Source organism: Janthinobacterium sp. GW821-FHT03A03 (assembly GCF_059421435.1).
Window position 1 is genome coordinate 121,626 of the sequence record NZ_JBWKUZ010000014.1, and the last position, 17,596, is coordinate 139,221.

Genomic DNA, 17,596 nt, shown 5'->3' on the forward strand with positions numbered 1-17,596 from the left:
TTTTATTATCGCCCGGTCTCTCGGGTCGCGCTATTCGGGAAAACTGCCGTCGAGATAAAACCAGCGCAGGGCGCCACCGCCCTCGCCCGCCTCGCGCACGAAGCGGCTCACCTCATGCAGGCGGTGCGCGCGGCCGTTGACCTTGTAGCGGGCCACGAATTCCACGGTGTCGCGATGTATCTCTTCGGCTTGATCTGCTGATACTGCTTTACGTTGACGTAAACGTAAAGCAGATTTTACCTCAAGTCCCAGCCAGTGGACTTTTTCTTCGTCGGCAAACAAGGCGTCGGCGGGACGGGTGCTGGCGTGCCAGGTGGCGCGCAGGTAGGGCTCGTCGCGCAAGGTGAACGCCGTGTAGCGCGAACGCATCAGGGCTTCGGCCGTGGGCGGCAGGGCGTCGCCCGCGAGATACGGGCCGCAGCAGCTGGCGTAGGAGGCGCCGCCGCAGGGGCAGGCGGACAATTTCGAGGGTGTGGGCATGCGCTGACGATATGGAACAGAAAAGAGGGAACAGGAAAGTTCCGCAATTATCCGCCATAACGGCGGCGCCGGCCGCCGGCGCGCTATCTTTTTGGACTGAGGAAGTCCAGCGCGAACGGCGGCGCCTTGTTCTGCATCAAGTCGGCCAGGATGCGCGCCGTGCCGGCGGCAAAGGTAAAGCCCAGCGGGCCATGGCCCACGTTGAGCCACAGGTTGCCGACTTTGCTGGCGCCCACCAGCGGCGCGCTGTTCGGCGTGGCGGGGCGCAGGCCGGCCCAGGCCGTGGCCTGGTCGTAATCGGCGCCGTGCGGCATGGCTTCGCGCGCCAGCCGCGTCAGGCCGGCGATGCGGTTCCAGTCGATGCTGTTGTCGGCGCCCACCATGTCGACCATGGCGGCCACGCGCAGGTCGCCGCCTATGCGCGCATACAGCACCTTGCGCTCGAAATCCGTGATGCTGATCTCGGGCGCCCGGTCCTGCGCGCGGATGGGCGCCGTCAGGCTGTAGCCCTTCAGCGGATACAGGGGCAGGTAGATGCCGGCCGTGGCGGCCAGGTCGCGGCTCTGGATGCCGGCCGCCAGCACGTAGTGGTCCGCTTGCAGCAGGCCCAGGCTGGTGTCGACGCCCGTGATCGTGCCCTTGTGCGTGAGGAGGCGGCGCGCCTCGCCTTTCAGGATGAGCGAGCAGTTCGGGTGCTGCAGCAAGCGCGCTTCCAGCGCCAGGCAAAAGGCGTGGCAATCGGCCACCGCCTCGCCTTCCGTAAAAATGCCGCCCGCCAGCGCGCCCTGCAAGGCGGCCAGCGCCGGTTCGCGCTGCACGGCCTCAGCGGGAGACAGCACGATGCGCGCCTCTTCTGATTCGGGCCGCGCCACGGCCCGCTGGAAGATGGCGGGCGAGCGGTAGACGATGAGTTTGCCCGCATCGCGCCAGGCATACGCTTCGGGCGGCACCGTCAGTTCCAGCTGCGCCATGCCGGCGCGGCTCAGTTCTCCCAGTTGCAGCAGCTTGGCCGTCGTGCGGGCATTGCTGGCTGCATTGCAATTGCGCAGGAAGCTGGCCAGCCAGCGCCATTGGCGCCAGTCCGCTTCGGGACGGAAGCGCAGCGGACCGTCTTTCTGCAGCAGCCATTGCAAAGCTTTCAAGGGCACGCCCGCGTCGGCCAGCGGTGCCACATAGCGATAGCTGAGCTGGCCGCCGTTGCGGTAGCTGGCGGCGATCGCCACCTGTTCATTGCGTTCCAGTAAAGTGACCCTGTAGCCGGCCTCGGCCAGCCACCAGGCCGAAGTCAGACCGACGACGCCGCCGCCGATGATGATGACGTGTTGCTGCATGTTGCCTCGCTGCGTTGCGCTCCCATGGTGCGGAAGCATTCGATGAGAGCTTAGAGGCTGGTCATCCCGGCAGCCAATGAAACATCATGGTGCAGCCATAACTTTCAGGAATGCACCATCTTGTCGCACTATTGATTATTATCAATCGCACCGCGGTACAAGGTGGTGAGTATCAATTCCTCGCTGCGGCCCATGGCGGAATAGCTGCCCGGATAGCGTTCCGGATCGCTGCCAGTACCGCCCACCAGCATCACCATGCCATGCTTGTGCTTGAAATCGAGCACGAAGGCGGAGACGAGGCCATACGCGTCGCCCAGGTGGCCCACGGCCGAAAAGCTGCCTCCCTCGACCAGGCCGTTGCCCTGTCCTTCCACCGCATCGAACTGCTGGTTGCCGAGGCCCCAGGCGCGGTACAAGCCCCGTTCGCTGTTGCCATTGCTGCCATCGGGTGCCAGCTGCCATTGGCGGTCAAACATCAAGGCGATGCTGGCCGGCTGCAATAGCTGCTGATTCCGGTAGCGCCCGCCGTCGAGCAGCATCTGCATGACCTTGCCCAGTCCCGCGGCGGAAATGCGCAAGCCGCCCGTGGGACTGAAGACGGTGGCGTTGCTGCCGATCACGTAGTTGGCCAGGCCGGCCGGGGGATGCTGGTCAAAATCGTCGGCCTGGGCGATCCAGGGGCCGGCTGGCCGCCACGCTTCCGTGTCCGGCGCGCGCTTGCGGTACAGGGTGGCCGTGTCCGCCAGCTCTTCCCTGGAAAATGCCGCCGGGTGGTAGCCGCCGCGCAACTGCAGGGGATCGAGCAGCAGGCGCCGCATCAGCAGGTCGAAGCGCTCGCCCGTGACTTGCTCCATCACGGTGCCGATCACGCCCCAGTTCAGGTTGGAATAGCTAAAGTAACTGCCGGGCGCGGCGCTGGAATCCCACATCGCGTCGCCGCCGGCCGTCAACACGTCGCGCAGGCTGCGTTCGGGTCCCCAGGCATAGCCGCCCGCGTCGCGCAGCGAGGACGTGTGGCTGAGCAGGCTGCGCAGGGTCACGGGCCGCTGGGGAAAATGCGGGTTGCGCAGCGAAAAGCCTAAATAGATGCCCACGTCCTGGTCCAGGCTCAGCTTGCCCTGTTCGACCAGCCGCATCAGGCCCAGGGTCGTCATCATCTTCGATACGGAAGCGATGCGGAACAGGGTGGCCGGCGTCACGGGCAGGTTTTCCGCCGGCGTGGCGCCGATGTGCCGGTAGCCAAATTGTTGCTGATACGATACTTTTCCCCGGCGAATGGCCAGCACGGACAGGCTGGCCAGCGGATGCGCGCGATCATCGACGATGGCGGCCAGGGCCGCATCGAGGGCGCGCTGCTGTTCGTGTTGCAGCAACTGCTCAGTGCCGCTGCCGGACGGGGCGGCCAGCGCCGTCCAGGTGGTGCCCAGCAGTAGCAAGCCCAATAAACCCGTCATTTTGTTATGCATGTTTCCCTGTGTCGCGCTGTGGTGGAGGCGCCGCCAGCATAGAGCGCGATGGTTTCCATGGCTAATGAAAATTGCTTATTTATCTATAATGCAAAGCTATACGTACGGTAAAACATCGTTTTTTTAAGTGTATAACCGTTATTTATGCCCATTTTCCATTTATTCATGGGTGGACGGGCTACGCGCAAGCGTCATCGCTATTACACTAGGAGGACAAGGAGAACTGTATGAGCCAGACCAGCGTAGAACTCAAGGTCGATTTAAATGACAATTCGCCTTTATATATGCAGATCGCCCGCAAGCTGAGCGATGACGTGCGCAACGGCCGCTACCAGGTAGACCAGGCCCTGCCATCCGAACGTACCCTGTCCGAACTGCTCGACGTATCGCGCGTGACTGCCCGCAAGGCCATCGATCAATTGGTCGAGCAAGGCCTCGTCGTGCGCCGCCGCGGTTCGGGCAACTATATTGCCCCGCGCATCGAACAGCCGCTGTCGAACCTGTCGAGCTTTTCCGAGCAGCTGCAGCAGCGCGGCTACCGTCCCGGCTCGCGCTGGCTCAAGCGCGATGTCGTCATCGCCAGCAGCGACGAGCAGCTGAGCCTGGGCCTGGCGCAGAACACGAAAGTGGCGCGCCTGGAGCGCTTGCGCCTGGCCGACGACGTGGTGATGGCGTATGAAGTGAGCGTGCTGCCGTTCAGCGTGGTGCCGGATCCGGCCGCCGTGGGCGATTCGCTGTATGAATATTTGAGCAGCATCAAGAAGGCCCCCGTGCGCGCCTTGCAGCACATCCGCGCCATGAATGCGACGGACGTGCTGGCCGAGCAACTGGGCATCCCCGATGGCCAGGCCGTGCTGTTCATCACGCGTATCGCCTACCTGGAAACGGGCGAAGCGGTGGAACTGACGCATTCGTATTGCCGCAGCGACCATTACGACTTCGTGGCGGAAATGCGCCGTTCTCCGTAATTCCGCTGCCTGAATTACTGTCCGAACAGGCGGATCATCGATTCGGCCACGCCGACGGACGACTCCCAGCTCATGCCGGTCACCAGCCGGCCATCGACCTCGACGTGACTCTTGCCATTGGCGCCGTGCCGGAAGATGCCGCCATGGCGCTTGATGCTCGCTTCCGCCGAAAACGGATAGGCCTTGTATATCGGTGACTCCTTGTTGAGATACGCATCGGGGAACGAGGTGAGCACCTTGCCCTGGATTAGGAAAGTACCGTCGCTGAGCTTCAGGTTCTTGATGCCCTCGGTGCCATGGCAGATGGCCGCAATCACCCCGCCTTGTTGTTCGTAGATACGCATAGCGATGTTCTGCAGCGGCTTGTTCTCCGGGATGCCGACGATGGCCGCGCCGCCGCCGACGAAAGCCATGCCCGCATACTCGTCGGCCCTGACCTCGGAAACGGGCTTGGTATGGGCTAGTGCCCACATGAAATCACTGTCGTACAGATGCTTTTTGAGCAATTCGTCCGACGTGACGATCATTTCCAGGGGAATGGCGCCCCCCTCGGGACTGACGAAGTCGACCGCGTACCCTGCTTTGCGAAAGGCATCATAGGTATAGGCCAGTTCGGGAAAGTTATTGCCTGCGTTAATTTTTGTGCCGGGATATTGATGCACATTTGATACGACCAGCAGCACCTTGCGTGTCTGGCGCGGGGCTGCCGGCTCGCGATCGGCCGACTTGCTGATGATCTTCCAGTTGCCGCCGATCTTTTTCAAAAGAAATACGTCCACATAGCGCACCCCTTGCTGGGGAATGTGGATCTCGGCCTTGGCGGTGGCCACCTTGCCGCTCGCCTCCACCTTGATCAGTCGCCCGTGGCGCCCATTGAATTGCCCTATTTTCTCTGGGGAAAAGAGTTTGGCGTATTCCGGACCGCTGAGCTCCCATTCCGCATCGTTTTTGCCGTCCAGGTAAAGACGGGCGGTGGCATGGAAGGCCTGGTTGATCTCGTCCGGTACGTTGAAGCTGGTGCCGTGCAGATACAAGCGCACGGTCTCCCGGATGGCATTGTCGTCCTGGTCGGCGGTTGCGGCGGTGCCGGCGGCGGCGCTGCCGAGCAAGCAACAGGCGAGCACCGTTCGCAATAAAAACTGAATCATGACTTTACCCTCAATGAATAACTGCGTTTATCGGAGCAACGACTATTTCAGGTCGTTGCTGGTCGATAAGTTATCGAAATGCAGGGGAATTGATGTCGCCAAACAGGATTGCAGACTCCGGAATGGCGATTCCGGAGCGGTTTTAGGGGGAAACGGCCCTGGCCGCTGGGCTGGATTGGGCGCGGAAGCTGGCGGGTGTCTGCCCAGCCACTTTCTTGAAGGTCGAGTAGAAGGTGGAACTGGAATTGAAACCGCAGCGCTCGGCAACGGTATCCATGTTCAGTTGCGGCTCGTCGGCCAAGACCTGTTTCGCTTCGGCGATACGGAATTCGTTGATGTAGGTAGTGAAGCTCTTGCCCAGCTTGTCATTCAGCACCTGCGACACCTGCGCCTGCGTACATCCCGCCCGTTTGGCCAGTTGCGCCAGGGTGAGGTTCGGATTCAGATAGGATTTCTGCCCGCTCATCTGTTGTTCCAGCGCGGCGAGCACGGCAAGCGCCTCGTCGTGCGTCAGGCGGCTGTTCTGGTATTTCGGCTTCGGCTCGGCAGGCGTCGAGGTTTCCTTTCTTAGCAGAAAGACCATGACGGCGACATGCAGCGAGAAGGTGAACGACAAGGCGCCGACTATATACGACGTGAACGGCGTGCTCGCGTATGCCGCCAGCATGACACAGCTGCCGGCGAAGACGCTCAGCATCAGCATGCTGCTGGTGGCCATCCGCTGTCCCTCGTTCAGCCATGCATGGCGGCTTTGCCACAGCAAGCTGGCGGCCGCCAGCAGGTAGCAGAGCCAGAACAGATGAATCGCATGGCTGGAACGGTCCCATACAGGACGATACGCGGAATAGGGAAAGGCAACGCCTATGCCTATCAGCAGGAAGGACAGGCCGAGATGCCAGCGCCATTGCTGGCCGGCAGGCTGTTGCGCGAGTCCGGCCAGGAAAGAGCGCACATAGAGATAGGTCAAGGGACCGATCAGCAGGCATGCCGACAGGCCCAGCTGGCGGAACTCGAGTGCGATCGCCGGGTTGAAGTAGAGAAACGCGGATTTGGCGGTGCGCACCCCTACGGCAAGCAGCAATGCACCGAGCATGCAGTCGGCCAGGCAGCGAGGCCGGCGGCTGAAAAAATAGACGGCCAGGAAAATGCCGTTGATGGCGCCCAGGGCGCTAAACAGGAACAGCAATTGGCGAGCGATCATGGGGCGTGTCGTGGATTGTGGCGTCGAAGCGAAGTATAGACACAAACGGGAGCGTATCGAAGTACAAGTAGTACACCATCTTCCTGCACTAGCCATAAACTCCCGTTATGCCCGCCTGCCATCCTTTCATGGCTGATCTTGCACATCGGTATTAAACTGGTTTCACCTTCAACCATGTTCTGAAATCATGTTGAAAACTGAAACCCCGAGCCGGCGGCATCCGGATCTGGACCTGTATCCGGTAGAGCAACTGGTGGCGGCGCTGGTCGATGACCAGTTCTGGGCCGTCGAAGCCGTGCGGCTGGCCTCGCCGCAGATAGCGGCCGCCATCACGGCCGCCCTGCCCCGCATCGCCGCCGGCGGACGCCTGCTGTACGTGGGCGCGGGCACGTCGGGGCGCCTGGGCGTGCTCGACAGCGTTGAATTGACTCCCACGTTTTCCTGGCCGCCCGAGCGGGCCGTCGCCATCCTGGCTGGCGGCGCGGGCGCCATGTTTACGGCCGTCGAAGGCGCGGAAGATGATTTACAGCAAGGCGAGCGCGATGTGCTGGCCCTGTTGCCGCAGGAAAACGATGTGGTGATCCTGCTGGCCGCCTCCGGCGCCACGCCGTACGTGCTGGGCGCCCTGCTGGCCGCGCGCAAGGCGGGCGCCTTGACCATCGGCATCGCCAACAACGTGGACGCCCCCGTGGCGCACGAGGCGCAATGCGGCATCGTCCTCGACACGGGCACGGAAGTCATTTCCGGCAGCACGCGGCTGAAAGCGGGCACGGCGCAAAAAATCACCCTGAACACGATTTCCAGCGCCCTGATGGTCGGTTTGCACAAAACGTACGGAAACTTGATGGTAGACTTGAAGCCGACCAACGCCAAGCTGATCTGGCGGGCCGTGCGTCTGACCATGCATGCCACCGGCGCCAGCGAGGCGCAGGCCAGGGCCGTGCTGGAGCAATGCCACTATCACGTCAAGGTGGCGATTGTTGCCTTGATCAAAAAAATTAACACCAACCAGGCACAGGCATTGTTGGCCAGAGCGGACGGCAGTGTGCGGGCGGCACTGGCGGACTGATCCGATGGCGCGGCATTCTTCTGTCTGGGAGACCAAGAAGGATGTATGGAGCTAGTGAAACAACCCACTGCGGCGCGCGCCAACAAACCGTGGCTGTGGATCCCTTCCCTGTATTTCGGCCAGGGCATACCCTATGTCGTGGTCATGACCTTGTCCGTGATCATGTACAAGAATTACGGCTTTTCCAATACGGATATCGCCCTGTATACGAGCTGGCTGTACTTGCCGTGGGTTATCAAGCCCCTGTGGTCGCCATTCATCGATATGTACCGCACCAAGCGCTTCTGGATTGTCGGCCTGCAGCTGGTGATCGGCGCCGCGCTGGCGCTGGTGGCCCTGACGACCTCCTTGCCCCATTTTTTCCAGATCAGCCTGGCCATTTTCTGGCTGATGGCTTTCAGTTCCGCCACGCATGATATCGCCGCCGACGGCTTTTATATGCTGGGCCTGGAAGAACACCAGCAGGCGGCCTTCGTCGGCGTGCGCAGCACGTTTTACCGCCTGGCGATGATCGCGGGCCAGGGCGGGCTCGTGTTCCTGGCCGGCTATCTGACGCATGCGACGGGCAATGTGCAGCTGGCCTGGTCCGTCGTGTTTGCGATTCTGGCGGGCCTGTTCATCACCCTCTTCCTCTACCACTACTTCGTCTTGCCGAAACCGAAGGATGACCGCCCCAGCATCCAGGACGCTGGTATTTCTCCGCTGCAAGAGTTCGTCGCCACCTTTGCCGCGTTTTTCAGGAAGAAGGATATTGTCGTCATCCTCGGCTTCTTGCTGCTGTTCCGCCTCGGCGAAGCGCAACTGTTGAAGCTGGCTGCGCCCTTCCTGCTCGACCCCGTCGCCAAGGGCGGCCTGGGCCTCAGTACGGAACAGGTGGGCCTCGTCTACGGCACCATCGGCGTGATCGCCCTGACCCTGGGCGGCTTGCTGGGCGGATTCATCATTTCCCGCTTCGGCTTGAAACGTTGCCTGTGGATCATGGTGCTGTCCGTCCATCTGCCCGACCTGGTGTTTGTGTACCTGGCCTGCGCCTTGCCCAGCAATATCTATGTGATCGCGGGGGGCATTGCGTTGGAGCAATTCGGTTACGGCTTTGGTTTCGCCTCGTACATGCTGTACATGATCATGGTGTCCGATGGCGCCCATAAAACGGCCCATTACGCCATTTGCACGGGCTTCATGGCCCTGGGCATGATGTTGCCGGGCATGGCCAGCGGCTGGATACAGCAAATGCTCGGCTACCAGCACTTCTTCATCTGGGTCTGCATCGCCACCATTCCCGCCTTCATCATGGCCGCGCTGGTCAAGATCGATCCGGAATTCGGCAAGAAGGCCGAGGCCTGATTCTTTTGAACCGTGCGCCCGCAAGGATGGCGGGCGCACAGTAAAATGCTCCACCGATCGACCTGCGCTTCACCACTGCAAGGAATTGTTTTGTTGTCTACTTTTAAAAAACGCCTGGGCGCCACGACCGGCGTACTGGCCGCGCTGGCCACCGCCACATTGCTCAGCAGCTGTACCAGCACCAAAATGCCTTCCGCAGTGACGCCAGGCGAAGCAGGCTTGCCGGCCGTGCCGCCCGTGCAGCACATCACGGGCGAAGTGCCGCCGCCGGCGCCGCGCGAGTTCCGCGCCGCCTGGGTCTCGACGGTCGCCAATATCGACTGGCCCAGCCGCAATAACTTGCCGGTCGCCAAGCAGCAAGCCGAGGCGATCGCCATCCTCGACCGCGCCAAGTCCTTGAATCTGAACGCGATTGTGCTGCAGGTGCGTCCCAGCGCGGACACGATTTACCCGTCGCAGCTGGAACCGTGGTCGGAATACCTGACGGGCAAGCAAGGCCAGCCGCCATTGCCCCTGTATGACCCGCTGGCCTTCTGGGTGGCGCAGGCGCATGCGCGCGGCCTGGAATTGCACGCCTGGTTCAACCCCTATCGTGCCCGTCACGCGACGGCCAAGTCGCCGCTGGCGCGCGACAGTTTCGCGTCCACCAATCCGGCGTCCGTCAAGCAATACGGCCGCTACCTGTGGATGGACCCGGGCGACGCCGCCGCCTCGAAGCACACGACGGACGTGGTGCTCGACGTGGTGCGCCGCTACGATATCGATGGCGTGCACATCGACGACTACTTTTATCCGTATCCGATCGACGCGCCCGGCGCCGGCGCCGGTGCGGAAACGGCCGCGCTGGACGCGGGCAATGGCGGCGCCAAGCGCGAATTGCCCTTCCCCGATGAGCCTTCCTGGCAGCAATATCTGCTGGCCGGCGGCCAGCTGGACCGCGCTTCCTGGCGCCGCCAGAACGTCAACCAGCTGATCGAAGCTTTATATACGGGCATCCACCGCGAAAAGAACTGGGTGCGTTTCGGCATCAGCCCGTTCGGCATCGGCCGTCCCGACCGCCGCCCTGCCGGCATCGTCGGCTTCAGCCAGTACGATAAATTGTATGCGGATGCGGAATTGTGGCTGGCCAAGGGCTGGCTCGATTATCTGTCGCCGCAGCTGTACTGGCCCGTGGCGCAGGCGCCGCAGGCGTTTGGCGTGCTGCTCGACTACTGGCTGGCGCAAAATCCGTATGGCCGCCACGTGTGGCCCGGTTTATATACGAGCCGTATCGACAATTCCGCCAAGTCCTTCACGCCGCAAGAGATCATCAAGCAGATCGAGGTGACGCGCACGCGCCCCGGGGCGAATGGGCAAGTGCATTTCAGCATGGTGCCCCTGATGCAGAACCGTAAGGGTGTCAGCGAGCAACTCAAGGCAACTGTCTATCTAAGCCCTGCCCTGATCCCCGCCACGCCGTGGCTGGGCAAGGAAGCACCGGGCACGCCCGCGCTGGCCTTGCGCCGCGATTCCACCAGCCTGAATATGAAACTGACGGCGGGCGGCGGCAAACCTGTGGCGCAATATGCGATCTGGGCCCGCTATGGCGAAGACTGGCGCTTCACCGTAGTCACGGGCGTGCAGGGCGAACTGACCCTGGTCGATGATGCCACCGGCAAAGTCAACGCGGTGGTGGTCAGCGCCGTGGACCGCCTCGGCAATGAAAGCCCCCGCGTCACCGTGCGCGAACCGTTTGCGGCCGCCGCCAAGTAACTTTGCCGGATTACCGGCAGTCCATAACCTGCAGGCATGAAACATGCGCAAGCTTTCATGCCTGCAAGCTTCGCTTGGCTTTACACTCATGCCATGATTTCCTTCTCTGCAAGCAATACTGACTCTGCCGTGCTCGGGCTGGGCATCGACGCGGGCGGCACGCAGACGCGCTGGGCCCTGGCTACCGCCGACGGCATCATCGTGGCCGACGGCGCCGTGGAAGGCTTGTCTGCCTTGCAAATGAGCAGCGAGGCGGGCCGCGCCGCCGTGCATGCCACGTTTGCAACGTTGTGCAAGCAAGTGCTGGCCATCGGCCAGCCGCGCGCCGTGGTGGCGGGTTTGACGGGCTTTGGCGGCGATGATGTTGTGCTGGCGCAAACCTTGGCCGCGCTGCTGGCGCTGGACGCCGCCGACGTCAGCTTGGGCAACGACATTGAAATCGCCTATCGCGACAGTTTTGAACCAGGCGAAGGTTATCTGGTCTACGCAGGCACGGGCTCGATCGCCGCCTGGATCGATGCGGAGGGCGTGTTTCACCGCGCGGGCGGGCGCGGCGTGCTGCTCGACGATGGCGGCGGCGGCTACTGGATCGCGCGCGAAGCCTTGCGCCACATCTGGCGCCGTGAAGACGAGGCGCCCGGCAGCTGGCAAGGCTCGCCCATGGCCGGGGCCGTGTTTGCGCAACTGGGTGGCAGCGACTGGTCGCTGTCGCGCGCCTTCATGTATGGCCAGGACCGGGGCGCCATCGGCCAGCTGGCGCTGGCCGTGGCCGCTAGCGCGGACGCCGACCCGCTGGCGCTGGACATCTTGCAGCGCGCGGGACAGGAACTGGCGCGTTTGGCCTTGGCCCTGACGGCGCGCCATGGTCCCCGTCCCGTGGTGTTGGCGGGCCGCGCGGCGCAGTTGCACCCGGCCATCGCGGCTGCCATGCGGGCCGTTTTGCCCGTATCGTTGCAGATGGAGCAAAAAGTTGCCCGTTCGCATGAGGCTGCGGCCAAGGTGGCGGCCAGGGCAGCAGGCCAGCGTACTGGCAAGAACTGAACATTTTATTAACCCGAACACGGATCTTTCATGAAAAAAATCGCCCTCGCCCTGCTGGTGGCCCTGCTTTCCGCCTGTAGCACGCCCGCGCCGCACCTCGACCATAGCTTGACGGCGCGCAGCCAGAGCCCGCGCGTGAAATTCATCGTCATCCATTACACGGTGAGCGACCTGCCCCGCTCGATCAAGATCCTGACGGAACAAGTGGTCAGCAGCCATTATTTGCTGACCGACACGGACAAGCCGAAGTTTTACGTGCTGGTCGACGAATCGCGCCAGGCCAATCACGCGGGTGTGAGTAACTGGAAGACTTATACACAGTTAAATGTCAGCTCGATCGGCATCGAGATCGTCAACCCCGGCTACAAGGACACGCCGGAAGGCCGCCTCTGGTATCCATTCCCGCAGGCACAGATTGATGAGCTGATTCCGCTGTTGAAAGATATCCAGGCCCGCTACAACATCGCGCCGGAAAATATCCTCGGTCATAACGAGATCGCCCCGCAGCGCAAGCAGGACCCGGGACCGCTGTTTCCATGGCGCCAACTGGCCGATGCGGGCCTGATCGTCTGGCCCGATGCCAACCGTGTCGCCGCGCAACGCCTCGTTTTTGAGCAGCAAGTGCCGGACGCCGTCTGGTTCCAGAAAAAGCTGGCCCAGCATGGCTATGCGACGCCGCAGACGGGCGTGTTCGATGAAGCGACGCGCAATGTCCTGATCGCCTTCCAGATGAAATACCGCAATACGCGGTTTGACGGCATGCCGGACGGCGAGACGGCGGCCCTGCTGGAAGTGCTGACGACGCCGGCCACAGCTGTTGCAACAAAGTAGCACGGCCGTTCCAGCCCATGACTTTTTCTTATATGCTGAACATTGACGGCCCACGGGGCCACGGCAAGGTAAAGGAATAGCCCATGCGGCTGCGTCATATCGAAGTGTTTCACGCCATCATGCAAGTTGGCACCATCAGCGGCGCGGCCCAGGTGCTGCATATCTCGCAGCCGGCCGTGACCAAGGTCTTGCAGCATTGCGAATTGCAACTGGGCATGCCGCTGTTCGAGCGTGTGCGGGGCAAGCTGTACCCGAAGCCCGAGGCGCACCGTTTGTTTGTCGAAACGGAAAAGCTCAACCGCGATCTATTGGGAATCCGCCGCCTGGCGGCCAGCCTGAAGGGCCATGCGGTGGAAACCATCCGCCTGGTGTCCACGCCGACGCTCGCCATCAGCGTCTTGCCGTTTGCCATGACGGAGTGGCGGCGCGATTTTCCCCACACGCGATGCCAGCTGGCCACCCATCACACGGGCGAGATCGTCAATACCCTGCGCCTCGGTGAAGCGGACCTGGCCGTGTCGCTGCAAGACCCGCGCCACCCGGGCATCGTGGCCGAACCGCTGGCGCACGGTGTCATGACGGTGATCGCCCCGGCCGGCACCTGGCATGCGGCCGATTGCGGCACGCCGTTGACGGCGCATGGCCTGAATGGCGAGCTGATCGGTCATGCCGACAACGATCCGCTGGGCGAACTGGTGGTGGCCGCCTGCGAGGCACAGGACATCCACCCCGTGTTTTCCACCGTGGTGCAAACCTATCAAATCGCCCGTTCCCTGGTGGAAGCGGGCGCCGGCATGGCCGTGGTCGACCCGTTTACGGCCGCCTCCGGCTCGCCCGAGCGCCTGCAGCGCCGTCCCTGGGCGCCCACGATACCGATCCAACTGTATTTATTGACGGCGAGCCACTCGCCGCTGTCGCATGGCGCGCGGCGCCTGGCCGACAGCATCGGCGTGGCGGCGCGCAACTGCCTGGAAAGAGAAGTCTGATGTCTGTTGCAAGTTTGCAATTGGAAGCGGTCGGCAGCGATCCGCAATTTCGCCACCTGAGCAGTATCGCCGGCATTGCCGTCGACTTGCGCTATGCCACGCCCGACAATTTCGTCGGCCGCGACTTATACAGTCCCATCGATTGCGCCTGGCTGCACCGCGATGCGGCCGCCGCGCTGGAACGGGCCGTGGCCTGGCTGGCCGCGCAGCGCCCCGATCATCATCTCTTGGTGCTCGACGCCCTGCGCCCGCAGCGGGTGCAGCAGCAACTGTGGGATGCATTGCAGGGAACGGAGTTGCTCGGTTACATCGCCGAGCCCTCGCGCGGCTCGATTCACTCGTTCGGCATGGCGCTCGACATCACCATCGTCGGGCCGGACGGGCAGGAGCTGGACATGGGCACGGGTTTTGATGACCTGAGTGAGCGCTCGCATCCGGCACTGGAGTTGGTTTTGCTGGAAAAGGGAGAAATTGCCGAGGAGCAGGTGGCACACCGCCGCCTGTTGCGCGACGCCATGTTCCAGGCGGGTTTCTTCGGCATCAACAGCGAATGGTGGCATTTCGATTGCGGCGACCGGGTGCCGGTGCGCCAGACCTACACCCGGGTACTCTGATTAGAAGACCTTTAAACCTTTCAGCATCACGATCAGGATCAGCACGGGCGAGACAAAGCGCAGCAGGAACAGCAGCACATGCGCCAGGGTTTGATTTTGCAGCTGGCCATGATTGCTGATCGCCTCGATGAAATGCTGCTTGCCCCAGGCCCAGCCTGTAAACAAGGCAATCGCGATGCCGCCCACGGGCAGGAAGATATTCGACGAGACGAAGTCGAACAGATCAAACATATTCAAATTGAATAACTTGAAGTCCGCCAGGGTGCTGTTGCTCAGGGCGCACACGGAACCGAGCACGGCCAGCAGCAGCATGGTCACGACGGTGGCCTTCGTGCGCGTCCAGCCGAAACGTTCATGGAAAATCACCACGGGCACTTCCATCAGCGACAGCATCGCCCCTGTGGCGGCCACGGCGGCGAGGATGAAGAACACCACCATCAGGGCTTGGCCCATGGGAATTTGCGAAAACACGGCGGGAATCGTGATGAACACCAGCGACGGTCCCGCGCTGGGGGCAAAGCCAAACGTGAACACGGCGGGGAAGATGGCGATGCCGGCCAGCATCGATACACCGAGGTCGGCTGCCATCACGCGCAAGGTGGTAACGGGAATATTCTGATCGTCGCGGAAATAGCTGCCGTAAGTCATCATCGTGCCCATGCCGACGGACAATTTAAAGAAGGCCAGGCCCATGGCCGTCAGCACGACGGAAGCCGTCAGCTTGGAAAAGTCAGGACGGAACAGGAACGCCAGGCCTTCGCCCGCTTTATCGAGCGACAGACTGACCGCGCATAGCAGGAGCAGCAGCAGGAACAGCAGCGGCATCAGTTTCTTGGCGATCGCCTCGATACCCTTGGTCACGCCCAGCATCAAGATACCGCCGATAAACAGCAGCACGCCCCATTGCCAGAACAGCGATTGCAAAGGATTGCTGATCAGCGAGGCGAAAGCCGCTTCCGTCACCAGCTTGTCGCTGCTCAAGATGGAGCCATCGATGGCCTTGGCGATATAGGCAAACACCCAGCCCACCACTTCCGAGTAGAACGCGACGATCAGGAAGGCGGCGACCATGCCGATCACGCCGACCAGCCACCAGGGCTTGCCCTTCGGTGCCAGCCGTTCCATGGTGGAGATGGGATTGACCTTGGCGCGGCGCCCCAGGGTGATTTCCGCGATCATCACGGGCAATCCCACTAACAAGGTAGCGAGCAGATAGATGAGCAGGAAGCCGGCGCCGCCATTGGCGCCCGTCAGGTAGGGGAACTTCCAGATGTTGCCGAGACCGACTGCGGAACCGAGGGTGGCGGCGAGCACGCCGAAGCCAGTGGTAAAGCCAGCTCGTTTCAGGGTCAGGCCTGATCCTTGAGCTTGTTGTTTCATGGTGAATCTTCTATGGTTCTATAATGGTTCTATATATATATAGGCAAGCGCCGTTTGGCGCGGAGGGGGCGAAATTGTAGCAGTTGGCCGCAAATACCCCGGAAAAGCCTTGCTTCCACGGGGGCGCTTTGCTATAGTTCGCCTCCCCAATGAGACGCAGTCAAATGCGGCAGTTGAGGATCACCGGAAACGGCGATGAGTAGTAAAAGAAGGAGTTGACGGATGTAGCGAAATGCTTCATACTCTTCCTTCTTCGCAGCTGACAAACACAACGCTTTGTCGATAGCGCGAAAGCAGTAACCGAATACAGTTCTTTAACAATTAACAGTCGATAAGTGTGGACATTTGATGCAAGTGCAGCGCCGATCTTCGGATTGGCGTCATACTTAAAATATCAAATGTTCACGAATAAATAAATGAAATAGGACGCTTCGCAAGAAGTGGCCTGTCAGTTGTTTTTGAGTGAGCAAACACCTCGCAATGCGAGGGGTTTGAACTAGTTAAATAGTTCGACCATGCCGGTAAAACGGCAAAGTAACAGAGATTAAACTGAAGAGTTTGATCCTGGCTCAGATTGAACGCTGGCGGCATGCCTTACACATGCAAGTCGAACGGCAGCACGGAGCTTGCTCTGGTGGCGAGTGGCGAACGGGTGAGTAATATATCGGAACGTACCCTGGAGTGGGGGATAACGTAGCGAAAGTTACGCTAATACCGCATACGATCTACGGATGAAAGTGGGGGATCGCAAGACCTCATGCTCGTGGAGCGGCCGATATCTGATTAGCTAGTTGGTAGGGTAAAAGCCTACCAAGGCATCGATCAGTAGCTGGTCTGAGAGGACGACCAGCCACACTGGAACTGAGACACGGTCCAGACTCCTACGGGAGGCAGCAGTGGGGAATTTTGGACAATGGGCGAAAGCCTGATCCAGCAATGCCGCGTGAGTGAAGAAGGCCTTCGGGTTGTAAAGCTCTTTTGTCAGGGAAGAAACGGTGAGGGCTAATATCTCTTGCTAATGACGGTACCTGAAGAATAAGCACCGGCTAACTACGTGCCAGCAGCCGCGGTAATACGTAGGGTGCAAGCGTTAATCGGAATTACTGGGCGTAAAGCGTGCGCAGGCGGTTTTGTAAGTCTGATGTGAAATCCCCGGGCTCAACCTGGGAATTGCATTGGAGACTGCAAGGCTAGAATCTGGCAGAGGGGGGTAGAATTCCACGTGTAGCAGTGAAATGCGTAGATATGTGGAGGAACACCGATGGCGAAGGCAGCCCCCTGGGTCAAGATTGACGCTCATGCACGAAAGCGTGGGGAGCAAACAGGATTAGATACCCTGGTAGTCCACGCCCTAAACGATGTCTACTAGTTGTCGGGTCTTAATTGACTTGGTAACGCAGCTAACGCGTGAAGTAGACCGCCTGGGGAGTACGGTCGCAAGATTAAAACTCAAAGGAATTGACGGGGACCCGCACAAGCGGTGGATGATGTGGATTAATTCGATGCAACGCGAAAAACCTTACCTACCCTTGACATGGCTGGAATCCCCGAGAGATTGGGGAGTGCTCGAAAGAGAACCAGTACACAGGTGCTGCATGGCTGTCGTCAGCTCGTGTCGTGAGATGTTGGGTTAAGTCCCGCAACGAGCGCAACCCTTGTCATTAGTTGCTACGAAAGGGCACTCTAATGAGACTGCCGGTGACAAACCGGAGGAAGGTGGGGATGACGTCAAGTCCTCATGGCCCTTATGGGTAGGGCTTCACACGTCATACAATGGTACATACAGAGCGCCGCCAACCCGCGAGGGGGAGCTAATCGCAGAAAGTGTATCGTAGTCCGGATTGTAGTCTGCAACTCGACTGCATGAAGTTGGAATCGCTAGTAATCGCGGATCAGCATGTCGCGGTGAATACGTTCCCGGGTCTTGTACACACCGCCCGTCACACCATGGGAGCGGGTTTTACCAGAAGTAGGTAGCTTAACCG

14 protein-coding genes and 1 rRNA gene are annotated in these 17,596 nt (G+C 61.0%); 9 read left to right on the plus strand and 6 right to left on the minus strand.

Going from position 1 to position 17,596, the window contains the following annotated elements:
* Positions 1–30 precede the first annotated feature (30 nt).
* The 3 genes from AC07VI_RS21630 to AC07VI_RS21640 form a co-directional block, all read right to left on the minus strand.
* A complete protein-coding gene (locus AC07VI_RS21630) occupies positions 31–480 on the minus strand; it encodes a YchJ family protein (protein ID WP_086147440.1) in 450 nt (149 codons plus the stop codon).
* A gap of 83 nt (positions 481–563) precedes the next feature.
* Positions 564–1,850 (minus strand): D-amino acid dehydrogenase, encoded by a 1,287-nt coding sequence (locus AC07VI_RS21635; RefSeq protein ID WP_086147439.1) that lies wholly within the window; start codon positions 1,848–1,850, stop codon positions 564–566.
* A gap of 89 nt (positions 1,851–1,939) precedes the next feature.
* Positions 1,940–3,277, minus strand: coding sequence for a serine hydrolase domain-containing protein (locus tag AC07VI_RS21640; protein WP_492991919.1), 1,338 nt, complete (start codon positions 3,275–3,277; stop codon positions 1,940–1,942).
* 227 nt (positions 3,278–3,504) lie between these two features.
* Between AC07VI_RS21640 and AC07VI_RS21645 the strand changes: the two genes are divergently transcribed.
* A complete protein-coding gene (locus AC07VI_RS21645) occupies positions 3,505–4,245 on the plus strand; it encodes a GntR family transcriptional regulator (RefSeq protein WP_086147437.1) in 741 nt (246 codons plus the stop codon).
* A gap of 14 nt (positions 4,246–4,259) precedes the next feature.
* Here the strand turns inward: AC07VI_RS21645 and AC07VI_RS21650 are convergent, their stop codons facing one another.
* Together AC07VI_RS21650 and AC07VI_RS21655 are read right to left on the minus strand one after the other, a co-directional pair.
* Positions 4,260–5,393 carry a nuclear transport factor 2 family protein gene (locus AC07VI_RS21650; RefSeq protein ID WP_492991915.1) on the minus strand — a complete coding sequence of 378 codons (1,134 nt, stop codon included), beginning with the start codon at positions 5,391–5,393 and terminating at the stop codon, positions 4,260–4,262.
* A gap of 142 nt (positions 5,394–5,535) precedes the next feature.
* Complete coding sequence (locus AC07VI_RS21655) at positions 5,536–6,594, minus strand: helix-turn-helix transcriptional regulator (RefSeq protein WP_492991913.1); 1,059 nt, start codon at positions 6,592–6,594, stop codon at positions 5,536–5,538.
* Between the two features lie 187 nt (positions 6,595–6,781).
* Here AC07VI_RS21655 and AC07VI_RS21660 point away from each other — a divergent pair, with 187 nt between their 5' ends.
* From AC07VI_RS21660 to AC07VI_RS21690, 7 genes are all read left to right on the plus strand, one after another.
* On the plus strand, positions 6,782–7,663 hold the full coding sequence (locus AC07VI_RS21660; protein WP_086147434.1) for an N-acetylmuramic acid 6-phosphate etherase: 882 nt from the start codon (positions 6,782–6,784) through the stop codon (positions 7,661–7,663).
* Positions 7,664–7,708: 45 nt separating this feature from the next.
* On the plus strand, positions 7,709–9,007 hold the full coding sequence (locus AC07VI_RS21665) for an MFS transporter (RefSeq protein WP_492991911.1): 1,299 nt from the start codon (positions 7,709–7,711) through the stop codon (positions 9,005–9,007).
* A 90-nt stretch (positions 9,008–9,097) separates the two neighbouring features.
* Positions 9,098–10,759 (plus strand): glycoside hydrolase family 10-like protein, encoded by a 1,662-nt coding sequence (locus AC07VI_RS21670; protein WP_492991909.1) that lies wholly within the window; start codon positions 9,098–9,100, stop codon positions 10,757–10,759.
* 93 nt (positions 10,760–10,852) lie between these two features.
* Positions 10,853–11,800 carry a BadF/BadG/BcrA/BcrD ATPase family protein gene (locus AC07VI_RS21675; RefSeq protein ID WP_492991907.1) on the plus strand — a complete coding sequence of 316 codons (948 nt, stop codon included), beginning with the start codon at positions 10,853–10,855 and terminating at the stop codon, positions 11,798–11,800.
* 30 nt (positions 11,801–11,830) lie between these two features.
* Complete coding sequence (locus tag AC07VI_RS21680) at positions 11,831–12,631, plus strand: N-acetylmuramoyl-L-alanine amidase (RefSeq protein WP_099374791.1); 801 nt, start codon at positions 11,831–11,833, stop codon at positions 12,629–12,631.
* An 83-nt stretch (positions 12,632–12,714) separates the two neighbouring features.
* The gene (locus AC07VI_RS21685) at positions 12,715–13,617 is read left to right on the plus strand and encodes a LysR family transcriptional regulator (protein WP_086147429.1); all 903 of its coding nucleotides are present in this window, start codon (positions 12,715–12,717) and stop codon (positions 13,615–13,617) included.
* Positions 13,617–14,231, plus strand: a complete 615-nt coding sequence (locus AC07VI_RS21690) for a M15 family metallopeptidase (RefSeq protein ID WP_492991905.1) — start codon at positions 13,617–13,619, stop codon at positions 14,229–14,231. The genes AC07VI_RS21685 and AC07VI_RS21690 overlap by 1 nt, the downstream gene beginning before the upstream one ends.
* Here the strand turns inward: AC07VI_RS21690 and AC07VI_RS21695 are convergent, their stop codons facing one another.
* On the minus strand, positions 14,232–15,611 hold the full coding sequence (locus tag AC07VI_RS21695) for a sodium-dependent transporter (protein ID WP_099419546.1): 1,380 nt from the start codon (positions 15,609–15,611) through the stop codon (positions 14,232–14,234). It lies immediately after the preceding gene.
* A gap of 546 nt (positions 15,612–16,157) precedes the next feature.
* On the opposite strand from AC07VI_RS21695, the gene AC07VI_RS21700 reads away from it, so the two are divergent.
* Positions 16,158–17,596 (plus strand): 16S ribosomal RNA (locus AC07VI_RS21700); the annotation flags it as partial.

What these genes read in the sequence shown, in the direction of transcription:
- AC07VI_RS21630 (WP_086147440.1), bottom strand. Translation starts at nt 480, where the DNA reads ATGCCCACACCCTCGAAATTGTCCGCCTGCCCCTGCGGCGGCGCCTCC.
- AC07VI_RS21635 (WP_086147439.1), bottom strand. Translation starts at nt 1,850, where the DNA reads ATGCTTCCGCACCATGGGAGCGCAACGCAGCGAGGCAACATGCAGCAA.
- AC07VI_RS21640 (WP_492991919.1), bottom strand. Translation starts at nt 3,277, where the DNA reads ATGCATAACAAAATGACGGGTTTATTGGGCTTGCTACTGCTGGGCACC.
- AC07VI_RS21645 (WP_086147437.1), top strand. Translation starts at nt 3,505, where the DNA reads ATGAGCCAGACCAGCGTAGAACTCAAGGTCGATTTAAATGACAATTCG.
- AC07VI_RS21650 (WP_492991915.1), bottom strand. Translation starts at nt 5,393, where the DNA reads ATGATTCAGTTTTTATTGCGAACGGTGCTCGCCTGTTGCTTGCTCGGC.
- AC07VI_RS21655 (WP_492991913.1), bottom strand. Translation starts at nt 6,594, where the DNA reads ATGATCGCTCGCCAATTGCTGTTCCTGTTTAGCGCCCTGGGCGCCATC.
- AC07VI_RS21660 (WP_086147434.1), top strand. Translation starts at nt 6,782, where the DNA reads ATGTTGAAAACTGAAACCCCGAGCCGGCGGCATCCGGATCTGGACCTG.
- AC07VI_RS21665 (WP_492991911.1), top strand. Translation starts at nt 7,709, where the DNA reads ATGGAGCTAGTGAAACAACCCACTGCGGCGCGCGCCAACAAACCGTGG.
- AC07VI_RS21675 (WP_492991907.1), top strand. Translation starts at nt 10,853, where the DNA reads ATGATTTCCTTCTCTGCAAGCAATACTGACTCTGCCGTGCTCGGGCTG.
- AC07VI_RS21680 (WP_099374791.1), top strand. Translation starts at nt 11,831, where the DNA reads ATGAAAAAAATCGCCCTCGCCCTGCTGGTGGCCCTGCTTTCCGCCTGT.
- AC07VI_RS21685 (WP_086147429.1), top strand. Translation starts at nt 12,715, where the DNA reads ATGCGGCTGCGTCATATCGAAGTGTTTCACGCCATCATGCAAGTTGGC.
- AC07VI_RS21690 (WP_492991905.1), top strand. Translation starts at nt 13,617, where the DNA reads ATGTCTGTTGCAAGTTTGCAATTGGAAGCGGTCGGCAGCGATCCGCAA.
- AC07VI_RS21695 (WP_099419546.1), bottom strand. Translation starts at nt 15,611, where the DNA reads ATGAAACAACAAGCTCAAGGATCAGGCCTGACCCTGAAACGAGCTGGC.